The organism is Streptomyces sp. NBC_00536 (genome assembly GCF_036346295.1).
Taxonomy (GTDB): Bacteria; Actinomycetota; Actinomycetes; order Streptomycetales; family Streptomycetaceae; genus Streptomyces.
On sequence record NZ_CP107819.1, the window covers coordinates 2,058,053 to 2,075,821 of the forward strand.

Below are 17,769 nucleotides of genomic sequence, written 5' to 3' on the forward strand. Positions count from 1 at the left end.
CCGGGCGGCCTGGAGGCCGTGGGCCGACGCCCCGGGACCGACCGCGTTCATGTGAACGAAGTGGTCCGTATTGACGGGTACGCCGTAGCAGGAAAGCAGGAATACTCCCCTCCGCGTTCACCAGGGTACCCGTGTCAACCACACAAGGTAAAGGGAAGGCCAAAAGAAGGTCAGGCGTTGCCCATCCGGCGGCCCTCCGCGATCCGGTCCAGCGCCTGGTCCAGCACCCGGCTGCCGGGCGGCGGGAAGGCCGCTTCGAAGGTCCAGGCATGACCGACCCACGGATCGGCGAGATGGTCGTCCGGAACGGGCGACAGCCGCATCAGCGAGCGCCACAGCGGGTCCAGCAGCGGTCCGTAGGCCGACGCCTCGTCACGGTCCGCCACCATCAGCAGGTGGACGCCGACCGCCGGGCCCTCGTCGGCCAGGTACCGCAACTGCGTGACGGCCCGGTCGTCGAAGCCGTGCGGGAAGTCATGGACGATCAGCAGCTGCTCGGCGGTGTCCAGGTCCGGCGGCAGGTCCTCGGGCGCGCCCGCCCGCACCGCCATCTGTACGAGGTCCACCCGGCGGGTCAGTCCCGCGAGGGTCGCGGTGACCCCCGCGGCCCCGGCGGCGGGCGGCGCCGCGAGGACGCCCGCGCGCACGAGCGGGGCCAGCGCGTCGGCCCCGGCCCCGGCGGCGTCGATGACGTGCACCGAGAACCGGCCCGCGGGGTGCACGGCGAGCAGCCGCACGGCGTGCGCGACGGCCATGTCCAGGGCGGCCCGGCGCAGCGGGGCGGTGTCCGCCATCATCGCCGCCTCGGAGCCCGTACGGCCGTTGTCGATCCACAGGCCGCGCTCCAGCGGGAACCGCACCAGCATGGGGATGCGCAGGCCCGGGGCCTCGGGCAGGTGCAGATCGCCCAGGCGCAGGGCCAGCGGGGCCTCGGCGGGGATCCGGTGGGCGTGCCAGACGGGGTTGTCCCAGCGGGCGAAGGCGGCGGGAAGCGCGGGCTCGACCACCTCCACCTCGGCCATGAGCTGGGCGAGGTCACGGTCGAGCACGGCCCGGGCCTGGCCGACGAGGTCGTCGCGGCGGGCCCTGGCGCGCTCGCGGGCGCCGTCGCCGGAGCCACCGAGTCGGTTCCGGGGGTCGGCGAGGGCCTCGTCCAGCTCGCGGTCCATCCGGGACTCGGCGAAGTCGGCCGCACTGCGGTAGGCGGAGACCGAGCGGGCCAGGTCCTCGAACATGCCCCAGACCTGGTTGTAGAGCCGCTCGTCCATGGACCAGCCGGTGGCGTCACCGGCGACCGGGCGGGGCGGTTCGCCGGGCAGCGCGGGCGGGGCCTGCGGCGGGGGCGGCGGAGGCGCATCGGTGCGGCCCCGGCGCGGGTGGGCGTAGCTGATGGTGGGCGGACCGTCCGCTCCGGCCCCGGGCCCGGGGTCAGCGGGCGGCGACGGGGGCACCGGCCCGGGGACCGGCGCCTGCGGTACGACCGGGGTGCCCGGCGGGGTCGGGGTGCCGGACGCCACGGGCGGCGCCAGGGGTACGGGCCCGGTCCCCGGCGCGGCAGAGGCGGAGGGGGAGGCGGAGTACGGCGAGCCCGGGGCCGGGACGGCATCGGCGGGCGCCGCGTCCACCGGAACCGCGTCGGCGGGAGCGGGGTCCTGTGCCGGGGCGGTCCCCGGTGCCGGGGCGGAGCCGTGGGCGGCCGCGTGGGCCCCGGCGGCCAGCTCCGCGGCGGCCGGGACGCTCAGGCCGTGGTCGGCGAGGAGGCCGGGGAGCCCGTCGGCGTACCCCTGGCCGACCGCGCGGACCTTCCAGGCGCCCTGGCGGCGGTACAGCTCGACCGCGACGACGGCCGTCTCCGCGTCCAGCCCGGTCAGGGTGAACCCGGCCAGCTCGGCGCCGCCGGGGTCGGCGACGGCGACGTACGGAGCGGCGACCGCGCCGAACCGGAGCGGGCCGCCCGGCGGCAGCGCCAGCACGACCGCGACCCGGTGCACGGCGGCGGGCACCGCGTCCAGGTCGACCGGGAAGGCGTGCCGCGCGGCGGTCGCCACGGGCACCTCCAGGCCGGGCACCCGCGGCGACCCCGGATGGGCCAGGGACCCGGGGCCTGGCAGCCGCCCCTGGTCGTCGCCCAGCGCGGCCCCGGCGAGCACGGGTGTGCCCGCCGAGACCCTGATCTCCACCCGGTGCCGGGACAGGGGGTGGTTCTGCCCCCGGACCAGTTCGGCCGTCATCGTGCAGCCCCTCCCCCGTCGTACGTGTTCTCTTGTGCGCGGGCCGCGACCCCCGGCCCGCCGTGTGCCTACAGGTGCGGCAGGATCGCCGGCATCAGGTCCTGGAAGGTCCGGCCGTTGGCCGGGTTGCCCAGGGCCGTCATCTTCCAGCCGGTGCCCGCGCGGTGCACCTTCGCCATGACCTGCGCGGTGTACTGGCCGCCGCCGTCGAGCGTGTAGCGGGCCAGTTCCTGCCCGTTGGTCTCGTCGACGATGCGGCAGAAGGCGTTCTGCACCTCCTGGAAGGTCTGTCCGGTGAACGAGTTCACCGTGAAGACGATCTGGTCGATGTGCACCGGCACGCGCTGGAGGTCGACGAGGATCGACTCGTCGTCCCCGCCCTGACCGGCGCCGCCGACCAGGTTGTCACCGGTGTGCCGGACCGAACCGTCATCGCTCTGCAGGTGCCGGAAGAAGACCACGTCCACGGGCTCCTTGCCGGCGAACAACACCGCCGAGGCGTCCAGGTCGATCTCCCTGGTACGGCCGCCGAACAGGCCGCGGCGCTTGGCCGCCTGCCAGCCGAGGCCCATGCGGACCGCGGTCAGCGTGCCTCCGTCCGACTTCTGCAGACTGATGGCCTGACCCTTGGTCATGTTGACCGTCACGCGCTGTCCCCTCTCCATAGCCACCCCCAGGCAGCGAGTACCTGTGGCTGTTCCACGCCCGAACACTACTGACCGGCCCCGGCTCAGGCGAGGCCCGCTTCCTTCATCTGCCGCAGCTCCTTCTTCAGTTCCCCGACCTCGTCCCGGATCCGGGCCGCGACCTCGAACTGCAGCTCGGCCGCGGCCGCCCGCATCCGCTCCGTCATCTGCTCGATCAGCGAGGCCAGTTCGGCCGCGGGCCGGTCGGTCAGCACCTCGGCCTTGGCGCCGCCCTTCGCGCCCTTGCCGCCCTTGGCCGCCCGGCCGCCCAGCGCGGGCACGGGAGCCTTCGCGTCCTTGCCGCCCTTCTGCTGGCGGTAGCCGGTGCCGAGCAGCTCCTCGGTGTCGAGCTCCTCGCGGGCGATGGTGGCGACGATGTCGTTGATCTTCTTGCGCAGCGGCTGCGGGTCGATCCCGTTGGCGGTGTTGTAGGCGACCTGCTTCTCCCGGCGGCGGTTGGTCTCGTCGATCGCCTGCGCCATCGCCGGGGTGATGCTGTCCGCGTACATGTGGACCTGGCCGGAGACGTTGCGCGCCGCGCGGCCGATGGTCTGGATCAGCGAGGTGCCGGAGCGCAGGAAGCCCTGCTTGTCGGCGTCGAGGATCGCCACCAGCGACACCTCGGGCAGGTCCAGGCCCTCGCGCAGCAGGTTGATGCCGACCAGGACGTCGTACTCGCCGGCCCGCAGCTCGCGCAGCAGCTCGATCCGGCGCAGCGTGTCCACGTCGCTGTGCAGGTAGCGGACCTGGATGCCGAGCTCCAGGAAGTAGTCCGTGAGGTCTTCGGCCATCTTCTTGGTGAGGGTGGTGACCAGGACCCGCTCGTCCTTCTCGACGCGCTGGCGGATCTCGTGCACCAGATCGTCGATCTGACCCTCGGTGGGCTTGACGACGACCTCGGGGTCGATGAGCCCGGTGGGGCGGATGACCTGCTCGACGAAGCCGTCGCCGCGCGACAGCTCGTACTTCCCCGGGGTGGCCGACAGGTAGACGGTCTGGCCGATCCGCTCCTGGAACTCCTCCCACTTCAGCGGGCGGTTGTCCAGCGCGGAGGGCAGCCGGAAGCCGTGGTCGACCAGGGTCCGCTTGCGCGAGGCATCGCCCTCGTACATCGCGCCGATCTGGGGCACGGTGACGTGCGACTCGTCGATGACGAGGAGGAAGTCCTCGGGGAAGTAGTCGATGAGGGTGTTGGGCGCGGAGCCGCGCTCGCGGTCGTCCATGTGCAGCGAGTAGTTCTCGATGCCGGAGCAGGAACCGATCTGCCGCATCATTTCGAGGTCGTAGGTGGTGCGCATGCGCAGGCGCTGGGCCTCCAGCATCTTGCCCTGCTTCTCCAGCTCCGCGAGGCGCGCGGTCAGCTCCGCCTCGATGCCCGCGACCGCCTTCTCCATGCGCTCGGGCCCGGCGACGTAGTGGCTCGCGGGGAACACGTACAGCTCGCGGTCCTCGCTGATGACCTCGCCCGTCAGCGGGTGCAGGGTGGAGAGGGCCTCGATCTCGTCGCCGAACATCTCGATGCGGACCGCGAGTTCCTCGTACACCGGGAAGATCTCGATGGTGTCGCCGCGCACCCGGAAGGTGCCGCGGGTGAAGGCGACGTCATTGCGGGTGTACTGGATGTCGACGAAGCGGCGCAGCAGCTGGTCCCGGTCGAATTCCTCGCCGACCTTGAGGGAGACCATCCGGTCGACGTACTCCTGCGGGGTACCGAGGCCGTAGATGCAGGAGACCGACGCGACGACGATCACGTCGCGGCGGGTCAGCAGCGAGTTGGTCGCGGAGTGGCGCAGCCGCTCGACCTCCTCGTTGATGGAGGAGTCCTTCTCGATGTAGGTGTCCGACTGCGGGACGTACGCCTCGGGCTGGTAGTAGTCGTAGTACGAGACGAAGTACTCGACGGCATTGTTCGGCAGCAGTTCCCGGAACTCGTTCGCCAGCTGGGCGGCCAGCGTCTTGTTCGGTGCCATGACCAGCGTCGGACGCTGGAGCTTCTCGATCATCCAGGCCGTGGTGGCCGACTTTCCGGTGCCGGTCGCGCCCAGCAGGACGACGTCCTTCTCACCCGCGCGGATGCGCTTCTCCAGCTCGGCGATGGCCGCCGGCTGGTCGCCGCTGGGCTGGTAGGGACTGACGACCTCGAAAGGCGCCACCGTGCGTTCGATCTTCGATACGGGCCGCATGAGTCAACCGTACGGCCCCCCACTGACACTCACGCATCCGCGCGCCCCGCGGGCCGCCGATGGGGACGCGGCAGGGACGCGGAGGGGCCGCGACCGGGCGTGACACGCGTCGGTGACGCCCCGGGACACAGGGTGACAGTGGTCCGTTTGTCGTAGTTCGGTGGCGACGTCCTGATCGTGAACGGCATCATCGCGATAAGACCGTCACATTCCGCGACAGACCGTCAAATACGCCAAGAGGGGCGGGATCCAGCCCATGACCGCCGCCCGCGCCCCCTCCTCCGCTCGTGTTCATGACCTGTGACCCGCGACTGACCCGTGACCCGAGGAGACCGCACATGTACGTCCGAACCGTTGCCGCGGCTGCCGCCGTGCTGGGCATCACCCTCTCCGCGCTGGCCGGGCCGGCCTCCGCCACCGCGCCGTCCCACCGGGCGGCCGGTCCGAAGGCCGTACCGGCCGCGGTGCGGGCCCCGGCGCCCCTCGCCGGGCCGAAGGCGGGGCCGCTGACCGGGCTGCTCGGGCTGCCCGTCGTGTACGCGCACCGGGGGGCCTCGGCGTACGCCCCGGAGAACACGCTGGCCTCCATCGACCTCGCGGCCCACCTCGGCATCGACTGGGTGGAGAACGACGTCCAGCGCACCAAGGACGGCGTCCTCGTCGTGGTCCACGACGACACCCTCAAGCGGACCACCGACGTCCGGAAGGTCTTCCCGAACCGCAGCCCCTGGCGGGTGAAGGACTTCACGGCGGCGGAGATCGCCCGGCTCGACGCGGGCAGCTGGTTCCGTCCCGAGTTCGCGGGCGCGCGGATCCCGACCCTGCGGCAGTACATGGACCGGGTGGAACGCAACCAGGGCCGCCTGCTGCTGGAGGTCAAGAAGCCGGAGCTGTACCCCGGGATCGAGCGCCAGATCCTGGACCTCCTCGACCGGACCGGCTGGCTCGACCAGCGGCACGTCGCCTCCCGCCTCGTCGTCCAGAGCTTCAGCGCCGACTCCGTGGCCCTGGTCCACAAGCTCCGGCCGGACGTGGTGACGGCCTTCCTCGGCGCGCCACCGGAGGAAGACCTGGAGCGGTACGCCGCGTTCTCCGACCGGATCAACCCGTGGTTCCGGGAGATCTCGGCCGAGTGGGTGGCCGACGTGCACGCCCTCCGGGGTCCGCACGGGCGGCCCATGGAGGTGGACACCTGGATCGTGGACGACCCGGAGACGACCCGGCGGGTCGTGGAGATGGGCGTGGACGGCATCATCACCAACGCCCCCGACGTGGTCCGGCGGACGGTGTACGGGTACTGACCGGCGGCGATGCCCCCGGATCCCGGGTCCGGGGGCATTGTCGGTGGGGCGCCGTACGGTGGTCGGGTGGACAGCACCGAGCGGCCCCGGGGGCCGCACCTCGAATGGACCGTGGTCGCGAGCGCCATCGGTCCGCTCCTCCTTGCCGCGACCCCCGAGGGTCTGGTGAAGGTCGCCTTCCATGCGTCGCCGGAGACGGCCGGGCCGCTGATCGCCCGGCTCGGCGCGGCGGCCGTCCGCCCCGCCCCGGGCGAAGAGGTGCTGCTGGCCGAGCCCATACGCCAGCTCGCCGCCTACTTCGCGGGTGACCTGCGGCGCTTCGAGCTGCCGCTGGACTGGCGCCTCAGCTCCGGCTTCAACCGCCAGGTGCTCCAGGAGCTGGACCGGTCCGTGCCGTACGGGTCGGTCATCGGGTACGGGGAGCTGGCCGCCCGGGTCGGCCGGCCCGGCGCGGCCCAGGCCGTGGGCGCGGCAATGGGTTCCAATCCGCTGCCGCTGGTCGTGGCCTGCCACCGGGTCGTGGAGAACGGCGGCGGGATCGGCGGCTTCGGCGGCGGGGTGGAGACCAAGCGGACCCTGCTGTCCCTGGAGGGCGTCCTCCCGGAGCCGCTGTTCTGACCGGAGCCACCGGTCCGGCGGGGCTAGGGATGTGCCGCCGAGGGGGCCAATTCAGCCTCGCCCGGGGGCACCTCCCAGCGGTAGCTGGGGGAGTTTGAGGCGCCCCCGGAGGGCGGACCCGCCGGTCCGCTGCGGCTGACCAGGAACTATCCGGTTCCCCCGCGGGGCGGGCGGTGCGACACTGCGCCGGTGACTGCTGCCGCGGCCCCGCCCGCCGTTCCCCGCCCCGCACGGCCCGTCCGCTCCGGTCCGCCGGAACGGGGGTGTACGTCGTGACCGCCCCGCACGGCGGTACGGACCGGTCCGCCGGACCCGTGGAGCCCGGCGGGCCCCGTCGACCGGATCCGGTGGCCGGCACGGCCCGGACGCCCCGGGATGTCCGGGCCGTGACCGAAGCCGACCTGCCCGGGCTGCGCAGGCGCACCTCCGGCGTGCTCATAGCCAGCCAGATCCTGGGCGGGCTCGGCATACCGATCAGCATCGCGCTGGCCCCGGTGCTGGCCACCGAGGTCAGCGGTACCGAAGCCATGTCGGGGCTGGCCTCGACCGCCTCCGTCGTGGGGACCGCCCTGGTCTCGCTGCCGCTCGCGGCGCTGATGACCGCGCGCGGGCGCCGCCCGGGGCTGGTCCTGGCCTATCTGATCGGTGCGGGCGGCGCGGTCCTGGTGGTGCTGGCCGCCGTGCTGGGGAACTTCCCGCTGCTGCTGCTCGGCATGGCCGCCTTCGGCGCCGCCTCCTCCGCCAACCTCCAGTGCCGGTTCGCCGCGGCCGACCTGGCGGCCCCCGACCGGCGGGCCCGGGCCATCTCGACGGTGGTGTGGGCCACGACCATCGGCGCGGTCCTGGGACCCAACCTCTCGGCCCCGGCCAGCCGGAGCTTCGCGGGGACGTCCATACCCGAGAAGGCGGGCCCGTTCCTGTGGGCCGCCGTGATCTTCCTGCTCACCGCGCTGCTGATCGGCGTACTCCTGCGGCCGGATCCGCTGCTGACCGCCCGGGCCCTGGCCGGTCCGGCCGAGCAGGCGGCCGGGGGCCGCTCGCTGCGGGCCGGGTTCGCCGCCGTACGGGCCTCCCCGCGGGCCCGGCTCGCCCTGGTGACGGTCGCCGTCACGCACACCGCCATGGTCTCGATCATGGTGATGACCCCGGTCGACCTGGGGCACCACGGCGCGGGCCTCCAGCTCATCGGTCTGGTGATCAGCGGCCACATCGCCGGGATGTTCGCCTTCTCGCCGGTGATGGGCTGGCTCGCGGACCGGCTCGGCCGGCTGTCCGTGATCGGCCTGGCGGCCGGGCTGCTCTCGATCGCCGCACTGCTCGCGGGCACCGCCGGGGCGAACCACGCGCAGACCGCGGCGGGCCTGTTCCTGCTGGGGCTGGGCTGGTCGGCCGGGCTGGTCTCCGGTTCGGCACTGCTGACGGACTCGGTGCCGCAGGCCGCGCGGGCCGCCGTGCAGGGCCTGTCCGACCTGACCATGAACACCTGCGCGGGCGTCGGCGGCGCGCTGTCCGGGCTGATCGTCTCGCAGGCGGGCTACGGCTGGCTCAACGCCGTCGGGGCGGCGCTGCTGCTGCCGATGGCGGGGCTCGCCCTGTTCACCGCGCGCCGCCACCCCGTGCCCGCGGACACCCCCCGGGCCTGATCCGGGGCCGGGGCTTGGGCCGGGGCTTGGGCCGGGGCTTGGGCCGGGGTCGTCAGAGACTGATGTGGTAGGCCTTGCGCAGCGTCTCGTGCACGGTCCAGGTGGTCTTGTCGCCCTCCCGGAGCACGCAGGCGGTGCCGGGGCCCACCTCCAGGCGCCCGCCGCCCTCGATCTCGATGGTGGCCCGGCCGCTGACGACGACGAACAGCTCGTTCGCCTCGGTGTCGGTGACCACGCCGGGGGTGATCTGCCAGATGCCCCGCAGCTGCTTGCCGTCCTCGGACTCCCACAGCACCTTGCCCGTCACGACGGGGTCACCGGAGACGATCTGGCCCGGGTCGAGCTCCTCCGTCTCCAGGTCGGCGTCCGGTACGTCGGGCACGGACACGGCGAACGAGGCGGGGGCGGAAGCGGAAGCGGGCGTCGCGGCGGGGTCTTCGGTGCTCATGCGGCGAAACCCTAGCCCGGCCCGGCGGCCGCGCGCGGTGACCAGGTCGTCCAGGATCGGCGGGGCGGACGAGTCACCCTGTCCAGCCCCTCAACGGCGTTGGCCCGGCCCGCACGCCCCGCGCACCCCGCGTATCTCGGACAGTTGCGCCGGGGGCGCGTTTGGGGGCGTGGATCCCGTGCCATGGATGGGGACATGTCACAGCACTCAGCGGTTCCGGTCCTGTCGGAAGAGGTACGCGACGCGCTCGCGCAGCGGCGGCCGGTCGTCGCCCTCGAATCGACGATCCTCGCGCACGGCCTGCCCCGGCCCCGCAACCTCCAGGTGGGCGGTGAACTGGAGGAGATCGTCCGGTCGGAGGGCGCGGTTCCGGCCACCGTCGCGGTGCTCGACGGGGTGCCGCACGCCGGGCTCGACAAGGCGCAGCTGGAGCGGATCGCCACCGGCGACGGGGTGCGCAAGCTCGGGCACCGGGACCTGGCCCCCGCGATGGCGGCGGGCGCCACCGGGGCGACGACGGTCTCGGCGACCGCCTTCCTGGCCGCGCGGGCCGGGCTGCGGGTCTTCGCCACCGGCGGGCTGGGCGGCGTACACCGAGACTGGGCCCGGGCGCAGGACGAGTCGGCGGACCTGTCGCTGCTCGCACGGACCCGGATCACGGTGGTGTGCGCCGGGGTGAAGTCGGTCCTGGACGTCCCGGCCACGCTGCAGCGGCTGGAGACCCTGGGGGTGGGGGTGCTGGGCTTCGGGACGGATCGTTTCCCCGGGTTCTACCTGACCAGTTCCGGCGAGCCCGTCGACTGGACCGTGCACCGGCCGGAGGAGGTGGCCGGGGTGATGGCCGCTCAGGACGCCCTGGGCGGGCCCGGATCCGCGCTGCTGGTCGCCAACCCGGTACCGGAGGCGGAGCAGCTGGATCCGGACCTGCACGACCGGGTCCTGGCCCAGGCCCTCGCGGAGTGCCGGGAGCGCGGCATCACCGGGCAGGCGGTGACCCCGTTCCTGCTCGGCTTCCTGGTGCGGGCGACCGGCGGGGCCTCGCTGGAGGCCAATCTGGCGGCGGTGCGCGGCAACGTGCGCCTCGGCGCGCGGATCGCGGCGGCCTGGGCGGCGTGGTGACCGGGCCGGGGGGAACACCCGGACCCGCGCCCGCCGTGCGGTCCGGCACGGCCGGCGCGGCGGGCGCGGAATTCGCGGGGAGCCTGCTGGTGGTCGGTGACGTGGTCACGGACGTGGTGGCCGTGCACCTGGAACCGCTGGCTCCGGCCACCGACACGGCGGCCCGGATCCGTACGATGCCGGGCGGCGCGGGGGCCAACGCGGCCTGCTGGGCGGCCCACGAGGGCGCCGCCGACGTCGCGCTGCTCGCGCGGGTCGGCGCGGAGTCGGCGCAGTGGCACGAACACGCGCTGCGGGCCGCCGGGGTGCGGCCGCTGCTGGTGATCGACCCGGTCGAGCCCACCGGGACGGTGGTGGCGCTGGTCGGCAAGGACGCGGAGCGGACCTTCCTGACCGACAGCGGGGCCGTGCTGCGGCTCTCCCGGGCCGACTGGACCCCGGGCCTGCTGGACGGCGTGGCCCATCTGCACCTGTCCGGCTACCTGTTCTTCGGGGACACCAGCCGGGAGCTGGCCCGGCTCGCGCTGCGCTCGGCCCGCGAGCGCGGGATCGCGGTGAGCGTGGACCCCGCCTCGGCGGGGTTCCTGGCCGCGCTGGGGGTGGACCGTTTCCTCGACGCGGTGGCCGGGGCCGATGTGCTCCTGCCCAACGAGGACGAGGCGCGGCTGCTGGCCGGTTTGCCCGGACCGGCCCCTTCCGCGCGGGCGGCGGCCGAGCTGAGCCTGCGGGTGCCGCTGGTCGTGGTGACCCGCGGGTGCTCCGGGGCGCTGGTCGCCGAGGGCGGCCGGGTGACCGCCGAGGTCACGGCGGAGCCCGCGCTGGCGGTGGATTCCACGGGCGCGGGCGACGCGTTCACCGGCGGGTTCCTGGCCGCCCGGCTCGCGGGCGCGGACCCGGTGGAGGCGGCGCGGGCGGGCTGCCGGGCGGGGGCGGTCGCGGTGACCCGGCTGGGCGGACGGCCGTAGGTCCTGTCGTCGTACCGTTCGCACCGGTCGTACTACTCGGGCCCGGTCCAGTCGAAGGTGATGTGCTTGCTGGACCGGCCTTCGCGGTTCCAGAGGAAGCCGTGGGCATCGGCGCGGTCCACCGTCGAGCGGCCCCAGGTCGCGACCTGGCCCGGTCCGGTCTCCGCACCCGGCAGGTTCGTCGACTGGACGCGCGCGCCCTCCGGGGTCGTGGGCCCCGTGAGCGCGACCGCGCTCGCCTCGACCCGGCCCGGTACGACGGCTCGCCAGCTCGCGAGGTCGTCGGCGACCTCGATCTCGATGGGGGCGAACTCCATGCCGCGCATTTCGGCGCCCATCATGCCCACCATCTCGGCGGGCCAGCTGCCTGCCTGCCCGCCGAAGATCATCTGAAGCGCCCCGCGCTGGGGGTCGTCGGCGCGCTCGTCGACGAAGACCGCGGCGTACGCGTCCGTGTGCTCGGCCCAGATGTTGCCGACGAACGAGGCCACCATCAGCACGTTCAGGCCGTCCAGCCGCACGTCACCGTAACGGCCCTCGCGGATGTGCCAGGCCAGGATGCCGTCGCAATCGCCGTGGGTGGGCAGCTGTGCGAACGAGCAGGGGCAGGGCACGTTGCACTTGCAGGTGTCGAACCAGTCGCCCGCCGCGTGCCACCGGGGAATGGTCGCCGTCTCGGACATCTCCCTGCCTCCTCGTGACCGGGCATCCATCCCGATTGTCCCACCGCGGGGGTCACCCGGAGGTGGTGCGTTCCGCGTACACGCGTTCCCGCGCGCACGCCCACGTCCGCCGTGATGTGCTGGAGGTGTGCGCCTCGACCGGAAGGCCCTGTCACCCCCTCTGCGTCCGGCGAATCTGCTCTCGGCCCGGCAGCTCGCCTTCGCCTGGTCCGTGATGGCGTCGATCGCCCTCCTCGCCTGGGTGCTGGTGGTCGACCAGGCCCGTGACATGGGGGTCGAGCCGGGAACCATGGGCATGGGCGTCCCGCTGTTCCTGCTGCTGTGGCTGGTCATGATGACCGCCATGATGTTCCCGTCGGTGGCCCCGGTGGCCCTCACCTGGGCGCGGACCATCGGGCGCCAGTCGCCCACGGGAGCCGTGCGGGTGGCTCGTACCGCCCAGTTCGCCGGCGGGTACCTGCTGGCCTGGACGGCCTTCGGCCTGATCGCCTACGGGCTCCTCGCCGGGACCGGGGCCCTGGTGGACCAGCACCCGGGAGCCGGGCGCTGGGTCGGCGCCGGGGCCTTCCTGGTCGCCGGGCTGTACCAGTTCGGCCGCTGGAAGGACCTCTGCCTGCGGCACTGCCGGAGCCCGATGGGCCAGCTCGTGCGCTACGCGGGCTTCCGGCCCCGGGCCCGCGATCTGCGGGTCGGGGCGCACCACGGGGCGTACTGCGTGGGCTGCTGCTGGGGACTGATGGTCGTGCTCGTCCCGCTGGGCGTCATGAACGTCCTGGCGATGGCCGCGGTGGCCGTGGTGATCTTCGTGGAGAAGCTCTGGCGGCTGGGCCCCGTGTTCTCGCGGGTCGTCGGGGCCGCCTTCCTCGCTCTCGCGGTCCTGAGCCTCTTCCAGCCCTGGCTGCTGCCGGGCCTGATCCCGCCGCAATCACCCATGACGGAGATGCTCCGCCCGTAGCGCATTGACCGTGAAGGTTCACCAGGTCACGGCGCCCGGCACGGCACCTCGCGCGGCTCAGTGCGGGAGGCCGGTCCAGGCCGGGTGGCGGGGGTCGTCGGCGCGGACCACGACGTCGGCGGCCGACCCCGGATCCGTCTCGGCGTCGTAGCGCGCGAAAGCGGGCAGGGTCCAGCGTTCGGCCTCCGGCGTGCGGCGGGCCAGTGCCCCGGCGGAGAGCCGGATGTGGACGCTGAGGTCGAAGGGGAACCAATGACCCATCAGGAACGGTCCGTGCAGGATCACCACCCCGCCCGGCGGCAGGGTCACGTAGGGACTGCGGGTCGCGCGGTCCGTGACCGGGTCCCACAGGTCCGGCAGCACCCGGCCGCTGCCGCCGGGGTCCAGCGGTCCGACGACTTCGCGCCAGAGGGCGGCCGTGTCGTACCAGCCGCCGAGGTACGCGTCCACGTCCCGGCGGCCGTACTCGAAGCGCAGCGAGGCGGGCCGCAGGAAACCGCCGGTGGGCACGACGAGGACCGAACGGCCGCGCAGGCGCAGGGCGTCCGCGAGGTGCCCGGCGAGCGTGCCGGTACCGGCGGCGGGTGCGCCGTCCACGGCCAGCCGCAGCCAGGGCGCGCCGGAGTCCGGGCCGCCGCCGGCACTGCGGCCGATGTCGCCGCCCGCCGCCTGCCGCGCGTCGTCGAGATGGCCCGCGAGCCGCTCGGCCATCCCCTCCCATGTGATCGCTTCCAGCTGCACGGTCCCATTGTCAGTGGTCGCCCGTAGCGTTTCTCAACAAGGGATCACCGACGCGGAAGTGCCGTCGGCCCGGCCTTGGGGAGGGGTCTGTCATGGCTCGCGAGACGACGTATCTGGAGCTGTCGCAGGACGGTGGCGGCGCGCACAAGTTCTATGAGGTGACCGTCGACGGGACGGCCGTCTCGGTGCGTTACGGCCGGATCGGGGCGGACGGACAGCTGCAGAACTCCTCCTTCCCGACCGTCGAGAAGGCGCGGGCGGCGGCCGCGAAGAAGGTCGGGGAGAAGGTCCGCAAGGGGTACGCCCCGGCCGTGCGCGGGCAGCGGACGGCGCGTGCGGTCTCGCGCCGCCAGGTGACCTCGGCGCCCTCGACCGCGCGGGCGGTGGCGCCGGTGCTGTGGCGGTTCCGTACGGGGGCCTCGGCGTTCGGGATCCATGTGGACGAGGACCGCTGCTGGGTCGGCAACCAGGCGGGGGACGTCTACACGCTGAGCCACGGCGGCGAGGTGCTGGCCCGCTATTCGCTGCCGGACGGGGTCAAGTGCCTGGTGGCGGACGAGTTCTGGATCTATGCGGGCTGCGATGACGGCACGGTGTACGACCTGTCGTCGAAGGTCCCGTTCGGGGCCTACGACATCGCGGCGGACGTGGACATCTTCTGGCTGGACATCCGCGAGGGCGTGCTCACCGTGTCCGACCGCAACGGCGGCCTGACCGTCATCGACCACGAGGACGAGTTCCAGTGGTCGCGCAAGTCCTCGGGGTCCAACGGCTGGATGGTCCGGGCGGACGGGGACGCGGTCTACCACGGGCACAGCGCGGGCGTGACGGCGTATGCGCCGGACGGGACCGGGGAGTTGTGGCACACCCCGACCAACGGCCAGGTGCTCTTCGGCTGGCAGGAGGACCGCGCGGTGTTCGCGGGGACCTCGCGGTACACCGTGGAGCGGCTGTCGAAAGCGACCGGGGCCGTCGAGGCCACCTACCGGTGCGACGGATCGGTGTACTCCTGCGCGACCTCGCCCGACGGCCGGCATGTCTTCGCGGGCGACTCGTCCTCGTCGGTGTACTGCTTCGACGCCGACGGGCGGCGGCTGTGGAAGCTGGGGACCGGCAGCGGCTCGGCGCTCTCCATGCAGTACCTGGACGAGCGGCTGTACCTGGTGACCACCGACGGGTCGCTGGTGTGCGTGGACGCGAGCGAGGCGGCGATCGCGGCGGCCCAGCAGGGCTCGGTGCCGACCGCGATGGACGTGAAGTCGGCGGCGGCCCTGCCCGTGTTCACCCCGGCGGCGTCGCCCGCCGCGGTGGCGACGGTGACGGTGGCGCCCGCGGGCGGTGTAGTGGTCGAGTGCGTCCAGCAGGGCGGCCGCATGCGGGTGCAGGTGGTGTCGGGCGGCTTCGAGCCCTCGTGGAACGTGCAGTTCCCGCGGGGCATCCGGGAGGCGGGGGCCCGGTATGTGGTGGACGGGCTGCATCCGGCTCCTGGAGGCTTCTACCGGGTGCGCGGGGAGATACGCCGCCTGGTCTGAGCGGGGCGCGTGCGGGGCGCGGGGGCGTCGACCGAGAGGGGCAGGCCTTCGGGAAGGGCGTAGGTGACGCGGAGGACGACGGGATCGTCGCCGAAGTTGCGGCCGAGGTGGACGTGTTCGGCGCCACCGCGCTCTATGAAGCGCGCCCCGGCCTCGTTGACCTCGACCGTGCCGTCGTGCAGGAACCGGGTGAGCGTCCCGGACCGGACGACGGCGTGCAGCGGGACGTGGTGGAAGTGCCAGCCGGTGGAACCGCCCGGCGCTATGACTATCTCCCGCTCCACGAGTTCGGCCAGAGCCGGCGATCCGGCCAGGGTCGGTGATTCGGCCAGGGCTGGTGATCCGGTCAGGGCTGGTGATCCGGCCAGGGTCGGCGGCACGGCCGCCGGACGTATCCGCACCGGATCTCTCGGCGGGGCGGGGGCCGGGACCCTCGCTCTGAACGCCGCCTCCGTGCCCCTGACGACCGGCTTCAGGCCACCCACCATGTGCTCCCCCTCCGCGCTCCCCCTCCAGGCACGGACGAGCGCCTTTCGAGCCCTCCACGGTATGACGGCGTCAGGTTGACCGGAAAGGATTCCCGGAACGGCAACTGCCGGGCGCTCCAAGGTGATAGAGGGACGCGGGGGCGGTATCACCTCTGTATGGACCTCGTCGTGTTCGAGCCACTCAAGCGGATCAGCTGCGCGGAGTGCGGGCACGGCCCGCTCCCGCACCTCGTCCGCGAGTCCGGTGTTCCCCGCTGCCTGGACTGCGCCGATCTCGGGCACCTCGTCTATCTCCCGCGCGGGGACGCCGCCCTCACCCGCCGGGCCAGGACGGGCAGTTCGCTGTGCGCGGTGGTGGTCCGGTTCAACAAGCGCCGGCGCCGGCACGAGCGCCAGGGCCTGCTGGTCGAGGAGCACGCGCTCGCCCGGGCCGAGGCCGCCTGCCTCGTGGACGCCGAGGCGCGGGCCCGGCGCCGGGCCCGCGACCGGGTGCGCCGGGCCGCCGAGGACACCCGGTTCACGGCGCTCTTCGCCGCCGAGATCGCGCGGCTGTTCCCCGGCTGCCCGCCCGACCGCGCCCTGGCGATCGCGGCGCACGCCTCGGTCCGGGGCAGCGGGCGGGTGGGCCGTAGCGCGGCGGGCCGGGCCCTGTCCGAGCAGGCCGTCTCGGTCGCGGTGCGCGCCGCGGTGCGGCACGAGGACACGGAGTACGACGCCCTGCTGATGGCGGGCGTCCCGCGGTTCGAGGCCCGCGCGCGGCTGGCTCCGCGGATCGAGGCGGTCCTGGCCTCCTGGCGCCCCGGCCCGGCCGGCCCGCCTCAGCTCGTGCGGGACCGGCGGTAGAGCAGGGCCCCGCCGAGGAGCAGGGCGGCGCTGCCCGGCAGGAGGTAGCCGAGCCCGTCGGCGCCGGTGTGGGCCAGCGCGGGACCCGTCGCCCGGGGCGGCGCGGGCGGGGTGACCGGGCGTACCGCCGCGGGCGGCTGGACGGGCTTGGCGCCGCTGGGCGGGGTCCCGTTGACCGAGGTGTTGCCCGCGGCGGAGTTCCCGGCTCCGACCACGCTCACCGCGTTGCCACTGATGTTCACCGGGAGATCGACCGGCAGTTGGATCCCGTTGCCGGACAGCAGGCCAGGCGAATCCTTTCCGCGCCCTTCCGCGACCGCTCCCCCGCCGTGCCCGGCACCCTGCCGGGAGGGGCCCGTCGAGGACGACGGGCCCGACGGATGCGAGGGCCGCGGATCAGGATGTTCGCCGGGTCCCGCGTTGGTACACCGGTTCCCCGCGGCGGAGTTGAGCACGCCCACCACGCTCACGGTGTTCCCGCACACATTCACCGGGGCGTGCACCGGCAGCTGCACCAGGTTCCCCGACAGCAGCCCCGGCGAGCGCTGCGCCGACCCGCCCGCGTCCGCGTCGGCGTAGGCGAAGCCACCCGCGCTCACGGCAGCCAGTCCACCTCCCGCAACCACCGCCGCGATCAAGCCATTTCGACGACTGCGTCGCATCAGTTTCCCTGCCTTCCGGAAGAGTTCACGGGCGTTGCACCCGTACCGGGAACAACGCGCCAAACCCATTCGGGTTATAGCGCCGGTAGGCATTTCACTCCATCGTGTACTGGGTAGTCCGTACTTCATGATGGACAGACCGCTGCTGCTCCTCGATGTGGACGGCCCGCTCAACCCGTTCCGGTCGCGCCTCGCCGGGCTGCGTGGATACACCACGCACCGGATGCGCCCAGCCCTCTGGATGGCCCGCCGCGACCCGGATTCGGCGAGCGCCCGGCGGGGACTGCGGGTCCGCCTGCACCCCACGCACGGCCCGCGGCTCCAGGCCCTGCCCTTCGAACTCGCCTGGGCCACCACCTGGATGCACCAGGCCAACACGATGATCGCCCCGCACATCGGACTACCCAGTGATCTTCCCGTCATCGAATGGCCGGAACTGTTCGCCCACGACCCCGACGGGCTCTACTGGAAGACCCGGCCGCTCCTCGACTGGGCCGCCGGGCGGCCCTTCGCCTGGGTCGACGACATGATCACCGCACGGGACCGCGCCTGGGCCCGCGCCCACCACCCGGCCCCGTCCCTCCTCCTGCGGATCCACCCCCGCCGCGGCCTGCGCGAACGCGACTTCGCCACCCTCACCCGCTGGGCGGCCTCACTGCCCACGGCCTGAG

General features: G+C 73.6%; 17 protein-coding genes. 9 read left to right on the forward strand and 8 right to left on the reverse strand.

Going from position 1 to position 17,769, the window contains the following annotated elements:
- Window positions 1-170: 170 nt before the first annotated feature.
- The 3 genes from OHS33_RS08850 to uvrB form a co-directional block, all read right to left on the reverse strand.
- Window positions 171-2,231, reverse strand: coding sequence for a TerD family protein (locus tag OHS33_RS08850; protein WP_330329823.1), 2,061 nt, complete (start codon window positions 2,229-2,231; stop codon window positions 171-173).
- Window positions 2,232-2,299: 68 nt separating this feature from the next.
- Window positions 2,300-2,878: a TerD family protein gene (locus tag OHS33_RS08855; protein ID WP_330329824.1), complete on the reverse strand. Its 579-nt coding sequence runs from the start codon at window positions 2,876-2,878 to the stop codon at window positions 2,300-2,302.
- An 83-nt stretch (window positions 2,879-2,961) separates the two neighbouring features.
- Window positions 2,962-5,100, reverse strand: a complete 2,139-nt coding sequence (uvrB, locus tag OHS33_RS08860) for an excinuclease ABC subunit UvrB (protein ID WP_330329825.1) — start codon at window positions 5,098-5,100, stop codon at window positions 2,962-2,964.
- Window positions 5,101-5,438: 338 nt separating this feature from the next.
- Here uvrB and OHS33_RS08865 point away from each other — a divergent pair, with 338 nt between their 5' ends.
- The 3 genes from OHS33_RS08865 to OHS33_RS08875 all read left to right on the forward strand — a co-directional run bounded on the left by OHS33_RS08865 (window position 5,439) and on the right by OHS33_RS08875 (window position 8,662).
- On the forward strand, window positions 5,439-6,401 hold the full coding sequence (locus OHS33_RS08865; RefSeq protein ID WP_330329826.1) for a glycerophosphodiester phosphodiesterase: 963 nt from the start codon (window positions 5,439-5,441) through the stop codon (window positions 6,399-6,401).
- 66 nt (window positions 6,402-6,467) lie between these two features.
- Window positions 6,468-7,019 (forward strand): methylated-DNA--[protein]-cysteine S-methyltransferase, encoded by a 552-nt coding sequence (locus tag OHS33_RS08870; protein ID WP_330329827.1) that lies wholly within the window; start codon window positions 6,468-6,470, stop codon window positions 7,017-7,019.
- A 347-nt stretch (window positions 7,020-7,366) separates the two neighbouring features.
- Complete coding sequence (locus OHS33_RS08875; RefSeq protein ID WP_443065426.1) at window positions 7,367-8,662, forward strand: MFS transporter; 1,296 nt, start codon at window positions 7,367-7,369, stop codon at window positions 8,660-8,662.
- A 52-nt stretch (window positions 8,663-8,714) separates the two neighbouring features.
- Here OHS33_RS08875 and OHS33_RS08880 read toward each other — a convergent pair whose 3' ends face one another.
- Window positions 8,715-9,110, reverse strand: a complete 396-nt coding sequence (locus OHS33_RS08880) for a cupin domain-containing protein (protein WP_330329829.1) — start codon at window positions 9,108-9,110, stop codon at window positions 8,715-8,717.
- 195 nt (window positions 9,111-9,305) lie between these two features.
- Here OHS33_RS08880 and OHS33_RS08885 point away from each other — a divergent pair, with 195 nt between their 5' ends.
- Both OHS33_RS08885 and OHS33_RS08890 read left to right on the forward strand, forming a co-directional pair.
- The gene (locus OHS33_RS08885; RefSeq protein WP_330329830.1) at window positions 9,306-10,229 is read left to right on the forward strand and encodes a pseudouridine-5'-phosphate glycosidase; all 924 of its coding nucleotides are present in this window, start codon (window positions 9,306-9,308) and stop codon (window positions 10,227-10,229) included.
- Between the two features lie 35 nt (window positions 10,230-10,264).
- Entirely contained in the window at window positions 10,265-11,194 is a 930-nt protein-coding gene (locus OHS33_RS08890; RefSeq protein ID WP_330329831.1) for a carbohydrate kinase family protein, read from the forward strand.
- A 32-nt stretch (window positions 11,195-11,226) separates the two neighbouring features.
- Here OHS33_RS08890 and OHS33_RS08895 read toward each other — a convergent pair whose 3' ends face one another.
- On the reverse strand, window positions 11,227-11,877 hold the full coding sequence (locus tag OHS33_RS08895) for a DUF1326 domain-containing protein (protein ID WP_330329832.1): 651 nt from the start codon (window positions 11,875-11,877) through the stop codon (window positions 11,227-11,229).
- Window positions 11,878-12,004: 127 nt separating this feature from the next.
- Between OHS33_RS08895 and OHS33_RS08900 the strand changes: the two genes are divergently transcribed.
- Window positions 12,005-12,832: a DUF2182 domain-containing protein gene (locus OHS33_RS08900; protein WP_330329833.1), complete on the forward strand. Its 828-nt coding sequence runs from the start codon at window positions 12,005-12,007 to the stop codon at window positions 12,830-12,832.
- 57 nt (window positions 12,833-12,889) lie between these two features.
- On the opposite strand, the gene OHS33_RS08905 is transcribed toward OHS33_RS08900, so the two are convergent.
- A complete protein-coding gene (locus OHS33_RS08905) occupies window positions 12,890-13,573 on the reverse strand; it encodes a uridine kinase (RefSeq protein WP_330329834.1) in 684 nt (227 codons plus the stop codon).
- 92 nt (window positions 13,574-13,665) lie between these two features.
- Here OHS33_RS08905 and OHS33_RS08910 point away from each other — a divergent pair, with 92 nt between their 5' ends.
- Window positions 13,666-15,105 carry a WGR domain-containing protein gene (locus tag OHS33_RS08910; protein WP_330329835.1) on the forward strand — a complete coding sequence of 480 codons (1,440 nt, stop codon included), beginning with the start codon at window positions 13,666-13,668 and terminating at the stop codon, window positions 15,103-15,105.
- Here the strand turns inward: OHS33_RS08910 and OHS33_RS08915 are convergent.
- Complete coding sequence (locus tag OHS33_RS08915; protein WP_443065269.1) at window positions 15,069-15,506, reverse strand: cupin domain-containing protein; 438 nt, start codon at window positions 15,504-15,506, stop codon at window positions 15,069-15,071. The genes OHS33_RS08910 and OHS33_RS08915 overlap by 37 nt on opposite strands.
- A 243-nt stretch (window positions 15,507-15,749) precedes the next feature.
- On the opposite strand from OHS33_RS08915, the gene OHS33_RS08920 reads away from it, so the two are divergent.
- On the forward strand, window positions 15,750-16,436 hold the full coding sequence (locus OHS33_RS08920; RefSeq protein ID WP_330329836.1) for a DUF2293 domain-containing protein: 687 nt from the start codon (window positions 15,750-15,752) through the stop codon (window positions 16,434-16,436).
- On the opposite strand, the gene OHS33_RS08925 is transcribed toward OHS33_RS08920, so the two are convergent.
- The gene (locus OHS33_RS08925; RefSeq protein ID WP_330329837.1) at window positions 16,412-17,035 is read right to left on the reverse strand and encodes a chaplin; all 624 of its coding nucleotides are present in this window, start codon (window positions 17,033-17,035) and stop codon (window positions 16,412-16,414) included. The two genes, OHS33_RS08920 and OHS33_RS08925, sit on opposite strands and share 25 nt — an antisense overlap.
- Before the next feature lie 190 nt (window positions 17,036-17,225).
- Here OHS33_RS08925 and OHS33_RS08930 point away from each other — a divergent pair, with 190 nt between their 5' ends.
- Window positions 17,226-17,768 (forward strand): hypothetical protein, encoded by a 543-nt coding sequence (locus tag OHS33_RS08930; RefSeq protein WP_330329838.1) that lies wholly within the window; start codon window positions 17,226-17,228, stop codon window positions 17,766-17,768.
- Window position 17,769 lies beyond the last annotated feature (1 nt).